Genomic DNA, 15,192 nt, shown 5'->3' with positions numbered 1-15,192 from the left:
GACAGCGAAGGCCTCAGGTCCCCTTCCCCGGGGTGCGTGTGGATCGGGACGTGCTCCTCGTGGACCACGGTGACGTGGCGACCAGCGCCGGAACCGGCGCGGCCGGCATGATCGACAGGACGCCCCTCAGGGACGGATCCCGTCGCAGGTGATCCGCAGGTGGCGCGGTCCGCGCAGTACGGCGTTCTGGCGGTAGGGCGGCGGGTCGTCGAGGAGACGGGGGTTGTCCAGTCTGCGGGCCAGCTCCGACAGGGCGAGTTGGGCCTCCAGACGGGCGAGGGGTGCGCCGAAGCAGCTGTGGATGCCGCTGCCGAGGCCGAGGTGCTGGATGTCCCGTCGGTCGGGGTCGAAGCGGTCGGGGTTCTCGAAGCGCTGGGGGTCGCGGTTGCCGGACGCGAGGACCAGCCAGAGGGTGGAGCCCTTGGGGATGGTGACGCCGCGGACCTCGATGTCGGCGAGGGTGGTGCGCTGGGGCAGCAGCTGCACCGGCGGCTCGAAGCGCAGGAGCTCCTCGACGAGGGGCACGGCCAGGCGCGGTTCGTTCCGGAGGCGCTGGAGGACGTCGGGGTTGCGCAGCAGGGTCAGCATGCCGTTGGTGATGAGGTTGACCGTGGTCTCGTGCCCCGCGATCAGCAGCAGGGCCGCGGTGCTGAGCAGCTCCATCGTGGTCATGGGGCCGTCCTGGCCCTTGGCCGTCGCCAGCTGGGAGAGCATGTCGTCGCCGGGGTTCTTGCGGCGCTCCTCGATCAGGCCGGCCAGGTACATGCCCAACTGCATCCGGGCGTCGTGCGCGTCCGTGCCGCCCTTGCCGCGTTCGGCGGGATCGGCGTCCGGGTCGGGGTCCAGGCTGGCGGCCAGGGTGTCCGCCCAGGTGTGGAAGCGTGCTTCGTCCTCGCGCGGCACGCCGAGCAGTCGGCAGATCACCGTCACCGGGAACGGGTAGGAGAACTCCTCCACCAGGTCGATCCGGCCCGGGTCGCCGAGGCCGTCGATGAGGCCGGCGACGATGTCGTGGAGTTCCGGGCGCATTCCGTCGACCCGGTGGGGGGAGTGCGGCGGGCCGAAGTGCCGGTTCGTCATGCGCCGCATCCGGTCGTGCTCCGGCGGGTCGAGCCGTAGGAAGCCCGGCGGCAGGGCGCTCTCCTCGGGGGCCGCTTCGGGCAGGGGGCCGGCGCTGCCGGACGCCAGGTTGCGGGCGTCGGAGCTGATCCGGGGATCGTGGAGAAGGCTGCGGATCTCGTAGTAGGTGCTGACCACGTAGGGCCCGTCGGCCTCGTGGTGGACCGGTGTCTTCCGCAGCTCTTCGTAGATCGGGTACGGGTCGGCCCGGTTGGCGTAGTCCAGGATCTGGTGCAGCAGGGTTCGCGTCATGGCAGGTCCTTGTGGCCGTGCGGGTCAGTGCGCGGGGGTGAACGTCATCCGGCGGTCGGCCGGCGAGTATCCGCTGAGGGTCACGGTGGGTCCGTGGCTGGGGACCGACGGGTCGGGGAAGTCCGCGTCCAGCGGCCGTTGCCCGTCCGCGTGCCGGTCGACCGTGGGGAACTGCGGCGGGAACGGCGCCGTCCTCTCGATGAGCTCCTGGTAGAACGGCAGCCACCGGCCGTGGTCGAAGGAGACGGCACCGATGACCCGTCCCTGGTACCCGTACACGCCGATGAACCGGCGGCTCTCCAGCGAGCCCTGCGAGATCAGGATCTCCGTCGCCATCGACGGCACCCCGACCGACTTGATGTTGACGCCGAACTGGGAGGACCAGAACGCCGGCACGTCCATGTGCGGCAGTCGGTCGATGCTCTCGCTGAGCATGTTGTGCGCCGCGATCCCGGCCTGGGCGACGGCGTTGCCCCAGTGCTCCAGCGACAGGAACTGGTAGCCGAACAGAGGGTGGGGGCAGCGGGCGACGTCGCCCGCCGCGTAGATGTCGTCGGTGACGATGCCGCGGATGTCGAAGGCCCGGCAGCCGGCGTCGCAGGCGATGCCGCGGGGGCCGGCCCCGAGCCCGGAACCGTTCAGCCATTCGGTGTTGCGGAGGGCACCGAGCGAGACGACCACCACGTCGGTCTCCACGGTGGAGCCGTCGGACAGGTGCGCGGCGCGCACCCGCCCCGAGGCGTCGCCCTCCAGCGCGGTCACCATGACGCCGCACCGCAGGTCCACGCCGTGCTCGCGCTGGAGGTCGGCGGCCACCGCGGCGACCACGCCGCCGAGTGCGCCGACCAGGGGCGCGGCGCCCCGTTCCGTGAGGGTGACGGGGAGACCGCGTTCCCGGCAGGCGGCGGCGACCTCCGAGCCGGCGAACCCTCCCCCGATGACGAGGACCCGCTTGGGTCCGTCGTCGAGTCGCCGGGCGAGCGCGGCGCCGTCGTCGCGGGTCCGCAGCACGAAGACGCCGTCGAGTTCCGCCTCCTCCTCGCGCGGCCACGGCCGCGCCCGCACACCGGTGGCGATCAGCAGCCGGTCGTACGGCACCTCGTCTCCGTCGGCCAGCCGCACCCTCCTCGCGGCCATGTCCAGGCCGGTCGCGGGCACACCGAGCCGCCAGGTCGCGTCGACGGATCGCAGCCGGGGCAGCGCGGTCCGATCGGCACGCGCCTTGCCCAGCAGCAGCCCCTTGGACAGCGGGGGCCGGTCGTACGGTTCGTAGGGCTCGTCACCGATCATGGTCAACGACCCCGCGAAGCCCTTGGCGCGCAGTGTCTCGGCTGCCCGCAGTCCTGCCAGGGAAGCGCCCACGACGACGATGCGGCCCTCGCGTTTGAGCTGCTCCAAGGCTCCGTCACCGAGCACCGGACACCCCCTCGGTCGGCTCGTCCACGGCATCGACGAGGATCGCCTGTACGGGGCAGGCCGCGGCGGCCTGGGCCAGCTTGTCGCGCTGCGCCTCGTCGGCGTCCGGGTCGTACAGCAGCGCCTCGTCGCCGTGCATGGTGAAGATCTCCGGCGCGAGGAACGCGCACTGCGCGTACCCCTGGCAGCGGTTCAGATCGACGGCAATGCTCACCACGGGATCGGTCCTCTCCAACGGCCCGGTCAAGCCCCCTGCGCCACTCTCGTCTGCCGCGGGGGGACACAGCGACGAGGAACGGACCGTTCGAGTGATGCGCCCTGATCAGGCCGAGGCGGCGGGCCGCGACGCGGCGGAACGCGCACGCCGGCCCCACAGGCTGTTCAGGCTGATCGCCAGCACCCAGGCCGGAAAGATCAGCTCCGACCAGGGCACGTTCGCCCCCACCACCAGCAGCGTCAGCCCGACCAGGTAGCCCACGGCGACGAGCGGGCGCGGCAGGACGCCGAGCCGGCGGCCGATGGTCGACGTGGTGATGACGAACACCGCTGCCATCCGCATGGCATAGGTGGTCAGCAGGGCGTAGGCGACGTCGCGGCCGAAGTCGGAGCCCTGTCCGTCCTGTCCGCCCTCGTCGAGCACGCTCCAGGCGGCCGCCGCCGCGCCGAACAGCGTGGCCACGAAGACCAGGCCGCTGCCGAGGAACACCGTGGAGACGAACTTGTCCTCGCGCGCGCCCCCCTGCTCGCGCAGGGCGCCCATGAACCAGAGGAACGCGATCCCCGCGAACGGGACCAGCTCCAGCGCCGTCCGCACGGCGCTCCGCTCCCCCGCGTCCAAGGTCACCCCCGCCCCTTCGGCGCCGCTCGGCAAGGCCACGCGTACCAGGACGATCGCCGTCGCCGTCAGGACCGCGAACACCACTCCCGCCACCCCGGCGGCCCAGGGCGTCGCGAGCCGCTCGTGCTTCCGCTCCATGCTCTCCCGCTCTCCGGCTGCGCTTCCTCCGTCCAGACACCCGCCCTCGCGGGCCGCGCGCCACCGGAATCACCCGAGCGGAAGACCTCAGTGCGCCATACAGGCCCCGGCAGGGGTGCCGGGTGAGGGTCCGGGTGCCGGGTGCCAGGTGCCAGGTGCCAGGTGCCAGGTGCCGGGTGCCGGGTGCCGGCGATCGAGCCGGAGCTCAGGGGAGACGCGAGAAGACGTGGGGAGACGGGAGAGGAGAGCGGTTGCTCAGCGGCCGGGCCACCCGGCTGGGCCGCATCGGGCGCTCCACGCCCCACGTGGCCGAACCGCGCACGAAACTCCGCATCGCCCCATGCTAGGTGCCCCCAAGAAGCGGTCTAGGCATCGCGACGGTGCAGGAGGAGGCCGCCGGTGAGGAGGGCGGAGGCCGTCCAGGCGGCGAGGACGGCGAGGCCGTGCCAGGGGCTGATGGGGAGGTGGTCGAGGTCGGTGGGGGATTGGACGGCGAGGCCGGCGGACATGGGGGGAGATCTGTTGGAGGTGGCGTTGCAGGTCGGGGTCGTTGACGACTTGGGCGACGACGGCCTGGCCGACGACGATGCCGGTGAGGGAGAGGCGGACGGGGTCCTCGCCGCAGCCGGGGGCGGGGCAGGTGACGGTTGCGGTGGTGGCGGCGCCGGTCGCGACGGTGAGCAGGAGGGCGAGGAGGAGCGGAGGGAGCGTGCCGGCGCCGGTGCGGAGCTTCGTCCACTCGGCGTGGAGGGTGTGCTTCATGCGTCGCTCCTGCGGAGGCGTGTGAGCGCCAGGGCGAAGGTGAGTGCGGCGTAGGCGCACAGGACGGTGAGGCCGGTCCAGGGGGCGAGTGGGGGGTGGCCGGTGGAGGGCTCGTACACGGTGAGGACCTGGGCGTACCGCGGGGGGAGTGTCTGCTGGATGGCGAAGCCCGCGGCCGGGGTGACCCGGAGGAGCCGTTCGGAGGCGCCGGCGGGGAGGACCGCAGAGGTGGCGAGCAGGTACGGCAGGACCATGGAGACGACGACGGCGGCGACGGTGATGGCGGCGCGGCGCAGGAGGGCGCCCAGGGAGAGCGCGAGGACTGCGGTGGCGGCGAAGAGGAGGGCGGTGCCGCCGGTGACGCGGAGATCGGTCGAGGTGTCGACGGGGAAGACGCGGAATCCTCGGCCCCCGGCGCCTTGTTCGCCGAGCGGAATGACCAGGGCGGCGGCGGCGAGACCGGCGGCGAAGGCCGTGGCGGCCGCCGTCAGGGCCTTGGCCGTGAGGACGCGGCCGCGGGCCGGGTGCGCGGTGAAGGTCGTACGGATGAGGCCGCGCCGGTACTCGCCGGTGACGAACACCGTGCTGACGGCGATCACCACGATCAGCCCGGCGAAGCCGCCGACGAGGAAGTTCTCCAGGGAGTACGCGGGTCCCATGGCCGGGCCGCCCACCACGGGGGCGATGTCGCCGGCGCCGGTCACCGTGAAGGTGCCGTCGGACTCGGTGAAGCCGCCCTTCATGCTGTTCGAGTAGCTGCCGGACGTACCGGCGTCGCCGCCCACCTGGGTGCCTCGCCACTCGGTGGACGACCAGGCGCCCTGGAGGACGGGGCGGCCGAAGGTGCCGGTGGCCACGGCGGGGCCGAAGCCGACACCGACGGCGGTCTCCTGCCCGACCTGCGGCCCGGCGCGTAACAGGGGCGGAACGGTCGCTGTCATGCTGTTGTTAGGCGGCTGCGCATAGTCCCGGACCGGGACTGGGACCGGGACCGGGACTGGGCGGGGCGGGTCGGGGCAGCCGGGAGGCCCCCGGAATGGGGGTGCCGGGCGCCGCGCGGAGCCGTGGGCGGGGTGCCGGGTGCCCCAGGGGGCCGTGATCCGCCCGGGCGGAGCGCCGGTACCGTGGAGGGTCGTTCCGTTCCCCTTCCCCCGTACGCTCGCCTGTCCGCCGGCGGTGTGCCCGCCCGACAGGTCTGTCTCCCTTGCACGACTCCGCCGTTTCCGTACCCGCCCGGCTGCGCTTCAGCCGCCCGTCCTGGCTGTCGCCGAAGGTACTGCGTACCGAGGTGCTCGCCGGGCTGGTGGTCGCGCTGGCACTGATACCGGAGGCCATCTCCTTCTCGATCATCGCGGGCGTGGATCCGGCGATCGGCCTGTTCGCGTCGTTCACGATGGCCGTCACGATCGCCGTCGTCGGCGGCCGCCCGGCGATGATCTCCGCAGCCACCGGGGCGGTGGCCCTGGTCATCGCGCCGCTCAACCGGCAGCACGGGTTCGGGTACCTCGTGGCCGCGGTCGTCCTGGCCGGGGTGATGCAGATCGTGCTGGGCGCGCTGGGCGTGGGAAAGCTGATGCGGTTCATCCCGCGCTCGGTGATGGTCGGCTTCGTCAATTCCCTCGCGATCCTGGTGTTCATGGCCCAGGTGCCGCAGCTGACGGACGTGCCGTGGGCCGTGTACCCCCTCTTCGGGGCCGGGCTGACGCTCATGGTCCTGTTCCCGAGGATCACCGAGGCCGTACCGGCTCCGCTGGTGTCGATCGTGATCCTGACGGTGATCACCGTCGCCGCGGGGATCAGCGTGCCGACCGTCGGCGACAAGGGGGCGCTGCCGTCCTCGCTGCCCGTGCCCGGTCTGCCGGACGTGCCCTTCACGCTCGACACCCTGACCACGGTCGCCCCGTACGCCTTCGCCATGACGCTCGTCGGGCTGATGGAGTCACTGATGACGGCGCAGCTCGTCGACGAGATCACCGACACCCGCTCGTCGAAGACCCGTGAGGCCGTCGGTCAGGGCATCGCGAACATCGTCACCGGCTTCTTCGGTGGCATGGGCGGCTGCGCCATGATCGGCCAGACCATGATCAACGTGAAGGTCTCCGGCGCGCGGACCCGCCTGTCCACCTTCCTCGCGGGCGTGTTCCTGATGGTGCTGTGCATCGTCTTCGGGCCGGTCGTCTCCGACATCCCGATGGCCGCCCTGGTCGCCGTGATGGTGATGGTCTGCTTCGCGACCTTCGACTGGCACTCCGTCGCGCCCGGGACGCTGAAGCGGATGCCGGTGGGCGAGACCGCCGTCATGGCCGTCACCGTGGTGTGCGTCGTCGCGACCCACAACCTCGCCGTCGGTGTGGTCACCGGGTCCGTCACCGCGATGGTCGTCTTCGCCCGGCGCGTCGCCCGGCTCGCGGACGTCACCGCGGTCACCGACCCCGACGGCGGCCAGGTCGTCTACGCCGTCACGGGCCAGCTGTTCTTCGCCTCCTCCAACGAGCTCGTCGGCCGCTTCGACTACGCCGGGGACCCGGACAGGATCGTCATCGACCTCTCCGCTGCCCACATCTGGGACGCCTCCTCGGTGGCGGTGCTCGACGCGATCGAGCACCGCTACGCCCAGCGCGGCAAGACCGTCGAGATCACGGGCCTCAACGGCCCCAGCGCCCGGCTCCACGGCTCCCTCAGCGGCGAGCTCGCCGCGGCGGGCTGACACGCCGACCACCACACCGGTTCGCGAAGGGCGTCACGGTCAGGGTGGAGGTGGCGTACTTGGTCCGGACGCGGTTGATGCAGTCGTTCACCACGCCCGAGGGCAGCGCGCCGGCTTCGATGCCGTGTCCCGGCCTTCGATGCCGTGGCCCGGCGCGAGGGCGCGCGGGACCGTGCCGTCGGCCCGGGTCTGGATCAGGTCGGCCCAGCCGCCGGGCCGGCCGCGCAGCGCGTCGTAGAACCCCGGTAGCCGCCGGGCCGGCGGGCGGCGTTCAGCCCACCGGCCCGGCCGGCGAGTCAGCCCGACAGCCGGCCGAGCGCGGCGAGCACCGGCGCGACCCCGTCCTCCGCGGCCAGGCGGTCGGCCAGCGCGCGGGCACGCGTGCGGTGGGAGTCGTCCGCCGTCGCCCGGCACAGGGCACCGGCCAGGGCCTCGGAGGTGAGACGGCGCAGCGGCACCACCCCGGGAGCGGTGCCCAGCGCGGTCAGTCGGGACGCCCAGAACGCCGCGTCGAACTGGACCGGCACCGGAACGGAGGGCACCCCGGCCCGCAGGACGGCGCCGGTCGTGCCCGCTCCCGCGTGGTGGACGACGGCGGCGGTCCGGGGGAACAGCAGGGAGTGCGGCACCTCGTCGACGGTCAGGATGTCGTCGCCGCGGGCATCCAGTCCCGCCCAGCCCCGCTGGACGATTCCGCGCACCTGCGCCGCGCGCAGCGCGGTGACGATCTCGCGGCTGACCCGCTCGGGATCGGGGACGGTGGCGCTGCCCAGGCCGACGAAGACCGGTGGGGGCCCGGCGGCGAGGAAGTCCTCCAGCTCCGCGGACAACTTCCCGGTCTCGTGCGGCCACCAGTACCCGGACACCTCGAGATCGGCGGCCCAGTCCCGGGGGCGGGGGACGACGAGCCCGCTGTACCCGTGCAGCACCGTCCGCGCCCGGCGACGTCCGCGGGACCGGTCCGCCGTCGCGAGTCCGTGCCGTCGCAGCGACCGTACGGCGTCGGAGAACATCAGCTCCACCGATGCCATGACGAACCGTCCGCTCAGCCGGTTCCCCACCGCTCCCAGGGACCGCGCTCCCAGGACCGGAGCGGCGAACTCCGCGGTCGGATGCAGCGGTTGGAGGTGCAGCCCCAGGGCGGGTACCGACAGGCCCTCGGCGAGGGCGTGGCCGAGCGGCCCCAGTGACGCGCCGACCAGCAGGACCTCGCCCTCCCGCGCCACCTCAACCAGGGCCGCCGTCATCTCGTCGACCGCGCCCCGGGCCATGCGCGCCAGCCGTACGAGCTTGCCCGCACCGGTCCTCGCGTCGTGCAGCCGTCGGCCCCGCGCGGAGTGCAGCTCGGCACGGGGGTCGACGGGCAGCGCACGGAACCGCACCCCCGACCCCGCCACCAGCGGCTCGAACACCGCGTGCGTCGCCAACGTCACCTCGTGCCCGGCCCGTACGAGACCGGCGCCCAGACCTGTGTACGGCGCGACGTCGCCGCGCGAACCCGCCGTCATCATCACGATGCGCACGCCGCCAGTCTGCCCCACCCGGCCGCCACACCACCGGAAGACCTTCCCCATCCGCACGGTGGGACGTCCGCCACACGGCTTCGGGCGGTGGGGGGCCCCCCGGGGCCCCCCGGGGGGGGCGGCCCCCCCGCCCCCCCCCCCGGCGGGGCCCCCCCCCCCCGGGGGGGGGGGGGGCCCGCCCCCGGGGGCCCCGGGGGGCCCCCCCCCGCCCGTCGGCCTCAGGCGGCGGGGCCCCGTCTCACGGGGCCCCGCCCCGAGGGTCGGAGAGGGGCGCCGTCAGAAGCGGTCCTGGCCGATCGGGAGGCGTTGCGGGACGGTCGGCAGTGGGAGCGGGGTGGAGCGGCCGGCCTGCTCGGGCGGGGTCTCGCAGGTGAGGTCGGTGGCGGGTAGGCGGCCCGTGACCAGGTAGGCGGTGGCGGTCGTGTCGGCGCAGGATCCCAGTCCGTAGACGCCGTGGCCCTGGCCGCCGAGGACGGTGACCATCCGGGACCCCTTCATGACCCGGTGCAGTCCCTGGCCACTGGCCAGGGGCGTTTGGGAGTCCCACTCGTTCTGCAGGACGAGTGCGGGGACGGAGTTGTTCACCTCGGTGGTGGGCTCGGACCCGTGCTGCCAGAACGCGCACGGCTTGATGCTCGACGCGAAGTCCCCGTACAGCGGGTACCTGGCCTTGTCGCGGATGGCGTCGCGCCGGTAGCGCTCCGGGTCACGCGGCCACGCGCGGGTGTCGGCGCACACCACGGACCAGAAGGCCGCGTCCATGTTGTCCGCCGGGACGGCGGGCGCGCCGGACGGTTCGTAGGCGGCGCGGGCGAAGCGGGGCGGTACGGGGGCGAGCGGCGTGCCGCTGCGCGCCGGCGACGGGGTCAGGCCCTCGGCGGCGGCCTTCAGCCGGACGACCGCCTCGGAGGCGTACGCGACGTCGAAGAACAGCGCCCGCGCCCCGAGCCGGACGTCGTCTCCCGACAGGGCGACGCCGTCGAGCACGATCGGCTCGCGCTCCGCCTGGGCGACCAGCGCCCAGAACGCCGCACCGACCTCGGCCGGTGTGGTGCCGAGCCCGTACGTCGCGTTCCGCTCGGCGGCCCAGGCCGTCCAGCGCGTGAACGCCGGTTCCGCCCCCTCGGCCCACATACGGATCATGCCGCGCCAGATCCGCTCCGGGTCGACCGCGCTGTCGAGCACGAACCGGTCGGCGCGCTTCGGGAACATCTGCGTGTAGACGGCTCCGAGATACGTTCCGTAGGAATAGCCGAGGTACGAGATCTTCTTCTCGCCGAGCACGGCACGGATGACGTCCGTGTCCCGTGCCGTGTTGCGGGTGGTCATGTGCGGCAGGACGGCGCCGTTCCGCGCCCGGCACTTCTCCGCGACGGTCCGCGCCCACTGGACGTCCTTCCGGAACGCCGCCGCCTTGTACGGGCGCTGCCACGCCCGCTCGTCGTCGTTCAGCCCGCAGCTCACCGGGGCGCTCCGGCCGACGCCCCGGGGGTCGAAGCCGATCAGGTCGTACCGCTTCTTCACGTCGTCCGACAGCATCGGCGCCAGCCAGACCGGCATGTCGAGCCCCGATCCGCCGGGCCCGCCGGGGTTCAGGAGCAGCACACCGCGCCGGTCGCGGGCGCTGGTCGCCTTCGTCCGGGACACGGCGAGGTCGAGCGTACGACCGTTCGGACGGGCGTAGTCGAGGGGCACCTCGATCGTCGCGCACTCGTACTCCGCCGGCCCTCCCCCGTCGCAGGGACTCCAGCGCAGCTCCTGCCGCTCGTAGCGCGCGAGCGCGCCGGCGGAAGGCGTGGCGGTGTCGGTGGTCGCGGTGGCAGCTGCGGCGGCGGTCCGGGGTGCCTGCTCTGCCGCCGAGGCCACGGCGGGGGTGAGAGCTGGGAGGAGCGCCGCGACGGCGCCGAGGGCCACGACGGGTGCTGTTCGTCTGCTTCGCACGGTGATGGGGGTCCTCGCGTGAGGTGGACGGTCGGTCCCAAGAACCCTTGCTCATAAGGGACTTGACCGAATCCCTCCGAAGGACGGCATCACCTACGCCCAAAGGAGGACCCAACCCTGAGGCGCGGAGGCCCGGAGGCGCGGAGGCCCGGAGGCGCGGAGGCCCGGAGGCGCGGAGGCCCGGAAGCCCGGAAGCCCGGAAGCCCGGAGGCGCCGAAGCACCGAAGCACCGAAGCACCGAAGCACCGAAGCCGGCTTCCCTCGCTACCGGGGTTCGTCATGGCTCCGGACAGGGCGGACCGGTCCGACTGGGCCGACCGGGCGGACTGGTCGCGCCGACCGGGCCGGTCAGGTGGGTCTCGCCGGTCGGCCGGTCCCGACGGTCACGGTCCGACGGTCAGGCCAGTCCGACCGGCCGCCCCGACGGCGGATGTGCGCCGTCGGGTGTCACGGCCGCGGACGGTCCTCGGGCCGGAACTCGTACGACTCGGGTCCCGGCTCCATCCGGCCGACCATCTCGGCCAGCCGGTCGCAGACCCGTTTGATCTCCTCGTGCGTCCGGTCGCGCTCGGTGATGACGGCCGCGAGGAGGAGGGCCGTCAGGGCGGTCGTGCCGTTGAAGGCCTGGAGGGTGACCATCGCGGCGAAGACGTCGTCGCCGACGAACGGACCGCTGTCGCCGTCGGCCGCGAGGATGGCCAGCTTCGACACGGCGAGCGCGCACGGTGTGGCGTCGGCCAGCCGGAAGCGCAGGGCCGCCCAGATGAGGAACGGCGAGACGAGGAAGACCAGGGCCAGGACGTCCCGCAGGCGGTCCAGCTCGTTCCTGAAGCCGGCCCTGCGCAGCATCAGACAGGCGCATACCGGCGCCAGGGTGTTGCCCGCGGGGTGATGGCCAGGACCGCGACCGGCGACGGCCCGAGGAACACGTCCACGAGGAACGCGCCCAGCGCGATGCCCGGCCAGACGCGAAGCCCCATCATGAGCAGCGCGGCCAGCGCGACGCCGGTCGGCGGCCACAGCGGGGTGACCTGGTCGCGTACCACCCGCTGGAGGAGGCCGATCTGCGCGGCCCCGTAGTAGACGGCGGCGACGGCGAGGGCGCGCAGAGCGAGGGCCCCGTGACGACCCACCTCTGCGCTGCGCACGACAGCAGTCTCCCCCGGATCCGGCCACCGGCGACCCGGGCGTCCCGAGAGCGGCAGCCGGAGCCCCCTCGGCCCTGATGCCGACTTCCCCGTCCGTCGGGGTGCAGTGACCCTGCGACCTCGGCCGTCCGGCCACCGGCGACCCCGGCGGCGCTCACCCCGGTCAGGCGGGCTCCTGCGGGCCGTCGTAGCGGACGACGAGGACCGCGGCGTCGTCGCGGTGTCCCGTCAGGTCGGCCACTTTGACGACGGCGGAGGCCAGGACGGTAGAAGCCGGCCCGGCCCGACCACGGGACGACACCCGCTGAGACGGCACCGGGCGGCCCGCACCTCCGTGGACGGCGAGCCACCCGGCGCGTCCCTAGCGCGACCACTCAGCCACTCGGGCGCTCAGTCATCGAGTCGCTCGGTCGCTCGGTCGCTGAGTCGCTGAGTCGCCCAGTCACGTAGTCGCCCAATCACTCAGTCGCAGCAATCGCAACAGCACTTGCACGGGTTGCAGCAGCCACCGCCACCGCCGCAGCCGTCGCCCGATCCGCCGCCGGAACCGCCGGAACCGCCGAAGCCGTTCCCACCGCCCGAACCACCGGACGAGCCGCCGCCCGAGTTGCCGCCGCCCTGGCCGCCGGACCAGCCGTCGCCGCGGGAGCCGTCCCGGCCGGAGCCGTCCCGGCTCGAACCGCCGTCGCGGTTGCCGTCGCCGAACTGGAAGGGCTCGCCGTCGTCTCCGCCGTCGTCGTCGCAGCGGCAGCAGTTGTAGCAGAGCCTGCAGTCTCCGCAGAGCCGGCCCCACTCGTGACACCGCCGGCACTGACCCTCCGGTCGGCCGGAGGCCGTGGCCCCGCCCTCCGGGGCCGTGCCCGTGAGCGCCCCGACGCCGCACGCCGTGCCCGTGCCGGTCTCCGAGGGCGTCTCCGTCGCCGTACGGCGTCCCAGCCAGGGCAGCATGCGCGGGACCCGTGCCTGGCGGCGGTGCTGGTGGTCGCGGTGGCGGGGGTCGAAGACCCGGTCGACGGCACGCTCCAACTCGACGCCGAGGAGGGCGCGTACCAGCCGGGCGTCGACGAAATCGGCGTCGGACAGGGCGAGCCGGATCCCGTGGACGGCGTCGTCGCACAGGCGGCGCACCTCGGCGCGGTCCGCGCCGGTCACGGTGATCGGGTTCCACGCGCCGGACGCCGCGTCCGCGTCCAGGTCCTCGACCGCGTCGAGGAGGTGCGCCAGCCGGCCGAACAGGCGGCCGGCCTCCGTGAGCGGTTCGGTGTTGCCCGGGCGGTCCGTGAGCACCGCGGTGTACGCGAAGGCGGCGGCGGTCGCCGTCTCCGTGGGCTCGGTGACCGTCAGGAGCGAACCACCGGGCCCGGTGGACCGTTCGATCTCCGGCTGGCGCCCGACCGCTTCGAGCAGCACCGCGGTGTCGAAGCCGAGCCGGTCGCCGCCCGCGGCGCCCGCACGGTCCCAGCCGTGGGCGATCCTGCGTGCCGCCAGCGCCACCGGGCGGCGGCCGACCAGGCCGTCGCCGTCGGCCACGTGGTCACGTATCTTCGCCGCGGCGAGGACCAGCGACACGGTCGCCGCCAGCCGCGCGCCCTCGCCCTGGGCGACGTCCGCCGACCGCATCCCGCGCAGCGGGCACGGACCGGCACCCCGGCGCCAGTCCCCGGTGCGCTCCGACTGCGCTTCGGTCAGCACGGAGACGATCAGGCCGTCGTAGTTGGTGGCCACCCTCGCGAACTGCCCGTACTCGCTGCGCAGTGCCAGACACAGCCCGCAGAGATGCGCCATCCACTCGCTGCGCAGGCCCTCGCCCAGGCGATGGCGGCACGGCCTGATGATTCCGAACACCGATGCTCTCCCCCGTAGAAACCGCTACCCCGCGCGCGTCCGGCCGGACGGCCCGCGGGCGCGCGACGGCACATGGGCACGACCGCACGTGACATCGACGCGCGGCCGACATCCTAGAGGGTGCCCTGCTGGGAGCGTCTCCGGAGACGAGCACGTCGGGTGTCCGGTGGCGTCAAGGGTGTCCGGTCGTGTCAGGGGGGTCGGTGGCGTCAGAGGGGTCCGCTGGCGTCAGAGAGGGCCGGTGGCGTCAGAGGGGTCCGCGCCACTGGAGGACCTTGAGGGCGGTGCCGACCTCGATCGTGTGCTCGGCGAGGGGGCGCGGGAGGAGTTGGTCGGCGCGGGCGAGACGGCGGAGCAGGGTGTTGCGGTGGGTGAAGAGGCGGGCGGCGGCCCGGGTGGCGTTGCACTGCTCGGCGATGAAGACGCGCAGCGTCTCGGTGATCTCGGGCGGCGCGGTCTCCAGTTCGCCGAGGGTGCGGCTGACGAACCGGTCGGCGCGTTCGGGGTCGGCGGTGAGCAGGGCGACGAGTTCGACCTCGTGGTGGAAGGCCAGCCGTGCGGGCGAGGTGAGACGCGTGAGCATCTGCTGGGTGGTCAGGGCGTCGAGGTGGCTGCGGCGGAAGCCGTCGACGCCCGGCGCGGTGGAGCCGATCGCGACCCGCACGTCGGGCAGCTCGTCCAGCGCGGCGCGCACCCGGTCGCCGTCGGGTGCGCCGTGCACCCACAGCCAGCGGGTGGCGGCGCCGGCGATGACGCTCAGGGGGCGCAGCTGCCCGGCGGCCTCGGCGAGCGCGTCGGCGACCCGGTCGAGCCGGCCCAGGTCGGTGTCGGGGGCGACGGTCCACACGATCGCGGCGGTGTGCGTCGCGTGCAGCCGGTGGCCCAGCAGGCTCTCGGCGCGCTCCCGGGTGATCGGCGCCCCTTCGAGCAGCAGGGCGACGGTCTCCCTGCGCTCGGCGTGGGTGCCGCGGGTGAGTTCGTCCCGCTCGGCGCGCATCCGGGCGGAGATCGCGCCCACCGTGTCGTCGACGAAGGCGGCGATGGAGCGCAGGGACACGTCGAGGAGTTCGGACAGCTCCTGCGGATCGCTGGTGAGCGAGCAGGCGATCTGCGTCCACATGCGTACGGCGACGCTTTCGCCGACGCGGTAGGCGTCCAGGGCGGACTCGTCCAGGCCGCGCCGGATCATGTCCCGGGCGACGGCCAGGGGTGCCTCGGTGTCGTTGGCGGGGACGGGCTCGCCGGGCGCTCGGACGTTGGAGGCCGCCCAGAACAGCAGGTTGGAGCGGTTGGTCCGGCGCGTTCCCGCGGCGAGCACGGGATCGTCGGCGATCTGCCGTCTGGCCCCGCCGGCCAGGGTGGCCGCGTCCAGCTCGGCGAGCCAGTCGTCCGAGGGGTTGAGTGCGATCTCGGCGCCCCGGCGGATCAGTTCCCGCACGCGGGGCGAAGGCGTGGGCCACGGCATGCACTCATCGTACGGTGCAGATCGCCACACCTGTCGAG

At 73.7% G+C, this 15,192-nt stretch carries 12 protein-coding genes and 1 pseudogene; 1 reads left to right on the top strand and 12 read right to left on the bottom strand.

The genetic code is table 11. The features are described 5' to 3' along the window. Positions 1 to 126: 126 nt before the first annotated feature. The 6 genes from ACIQFX_RS07570 to ACIQFX_RS07545 form a co-directional block, all read right to left on the bottom strand. Positions 127 to 1,371, bottom strand: coding sequence for a cytochrome P450 (locus ACIQFX_RS07570; RefSeq protein WP_402459797.1), 1,245 nt, complete (start codon positions 1,369 to 1,371; stop codon positions 127 to 129). A 24-nt stretch (positions 1,372 to 1,395) separates the two neighbouring features. After that, positions 1,396 to 2,820 carry an NAD(P)/FAD-dependent oxidoreductase gene (locus ACIQFX_RS07565; RefSeq protein ID WP_402459795.1) on the bottom strand — a complete coding sequence of 475 codons (1,425 nt, stop codon included), beginning with the start codon at positions 2,818 to 2,820 and terminating at the stop codon, positions 1,396 to 1,398. Then, positions 2,777 to 3,001: a ferredoxin gene (locus ACIQFX_RS07560; protein ID WP_402460674.1), complete on the bottom strand. Its 225-nt coding sequence runs from the start codon at positions 2,999 to 3,001 to the stop codon at positions 2,777 to 2,779. The genes ACIQFX_RS07565 and ACIQFX_RS07560 overlap by 44 nt, the downstream gene beginning before the upstream one ends. Positions 3,002 to 3,109: 108 nt before the next feature. Beyond that, positions 3,110 to 3,763 (bottom strand): hypothetical protein, encoded by a 654-nt coding sequence (locus ACIQFX_RS07555; protein ID WP_402459793.1) that lies wholly within the window; start codon positions 3,761 to 3,763, stop codon positions 3,110 to 3,112. A gap of 365 nt (positions 3,764 to 4,128) precedes the next feature. Continuing rightward, positions 4,129 to 4,272 carry a hypothetical protein gene (locus ACIQFX_RS07550; protein WP_402459791.1) on the bottom strand — a complete coding sequence of 48 codons (144 nt, stop codon included), beginning with the start codon at positions 4,270 to 4,272 and terminating at the stop codon, positions 4,129 to 4,131. A 249-nt stretch (positions 4,273 to 4,521) separates the two neighbouring features. Next, positions 4,522 to 5,466 (bottom strand): hypothetical protein, encoded by a 945-nt coding sequence (locus ACIQFX_RS07545; RefSeq protein WP_402459789.1) that lies wholly within the window; start codon positions 5,464 to 5,466, stop codon positions 4,522 to 4,524. A 263-nt stretch (positions 5,467 to 5,729) separates the two neighbouring features. Between ACIQFX_RS07545 and ACIQFX_RS07540 the strand changes: the two genes are divergently transcribed. Continuing rightward, positions 5,730 to 7,232 (top strand): SulP family inorganic anion transporter, encoded by a 1,503-nt coding sequence (locus tag ACIQFX_RS07540; protein WP_402459787.1) that lies wholly within the window; start codon positions 5,730 to 5,732, stop codon positions 7,230 to 7,232. 296 nt (positions 7,233 to 7,528) lie between these two features. Here the strand turns inward: ACIQFX_RS07540 and ACIQFX_RS07535 are convergent, their stop codons facing one another. The 6 genes and pseudogenes from ACIQFX_RS07535 to ACIQFX_RS07510 form a co-directional block, all read right to left on the bottom strand. Further along, positions 7,529 to 8,740, bottom strand: a complete 1,212-nt coding sequence (locus ACIQFX_RS07535) for a glycosyltransferase (RefSeq protein ID WP_402460672.1) — start codon at positions 8,738 to 8,740, stop codon at positions 7,529 to 7,531. A gap of 291 nt (positions 8,741 to 9,031) precedes the next feature. Beyond that, positions 9,032 to 10,696, bottom strand: coding sequence for an alpha/beta hydrolase (locus ACIQFX_RS07530; RefSeq protein ID WP_402459785.1), 1,665 nt, complete (start codon positions 10,694 to 10,696; stop codon positions 9,032 to 9,034). Between the two features lie 447 nt (positions 10,697 to 11,143). Next, positions 11,144 to 11,844: pseudogene (locus tag ACIQFX_RS07525) on the bottom strand (MASE1 domain-containing protein). Positions 11,845 to 12,007: 163 nt separating this feature from the next. Continuing rightward, a complete protein-coding gene (locus tag ACIQFX_RS07520) occupies positions 12,008 to 12,160 on the bottom strand; it encodes a hypothetical protein (RefSeq protein ID WP_402459784.1) in 153 nt (50 codons plus the stop codon). 146 nt (positions 12,161 to 12,306) lie between these two features. After that, positions 12,307 to 13,689 carry a DUF5685 family protein gene (locus tag ACIQFX_RS07515; protein WP_402459782.1) on the bottom strand — a complete coding sequence of 461 codons (1,383 nt, stop codon included), beginning with the start codon at positions 13,687 to 13,689 and terminating at the stop codon, positions 12,307 to 12,309. Between the two features lie 247 nt (positions 13,690 to 13,936). Next, a complete protein-coding gene (locus ACIQFX_RS07510) occupies positions 13,937 to 15,154 on the bottom strand; it encodes a PucR family transcriptional regulator (RefSeq protein WP_402459781.1) in 1,218 nt (405 codons plus the stop codon). Between the last annotated feature and the right edge of the window lie 38 nt (positions 15,155 to 15,192).

Origin of the sequence: Streptomyces sp. NPDC093089, assembly GCF_044754405.1 — a bacterium.
Taxonomy (GTDB): domain Bacteria; phylum Actinomycetota; class Actinomycetes; order Streptomycetales; family Streptomycetaceae; genus Streptomyces.
The sequence above is the reverse complement of the archived record's forward strand: the minus strand, read 5'-3'. Positions and strand labels throughout refer to the sequence as shown.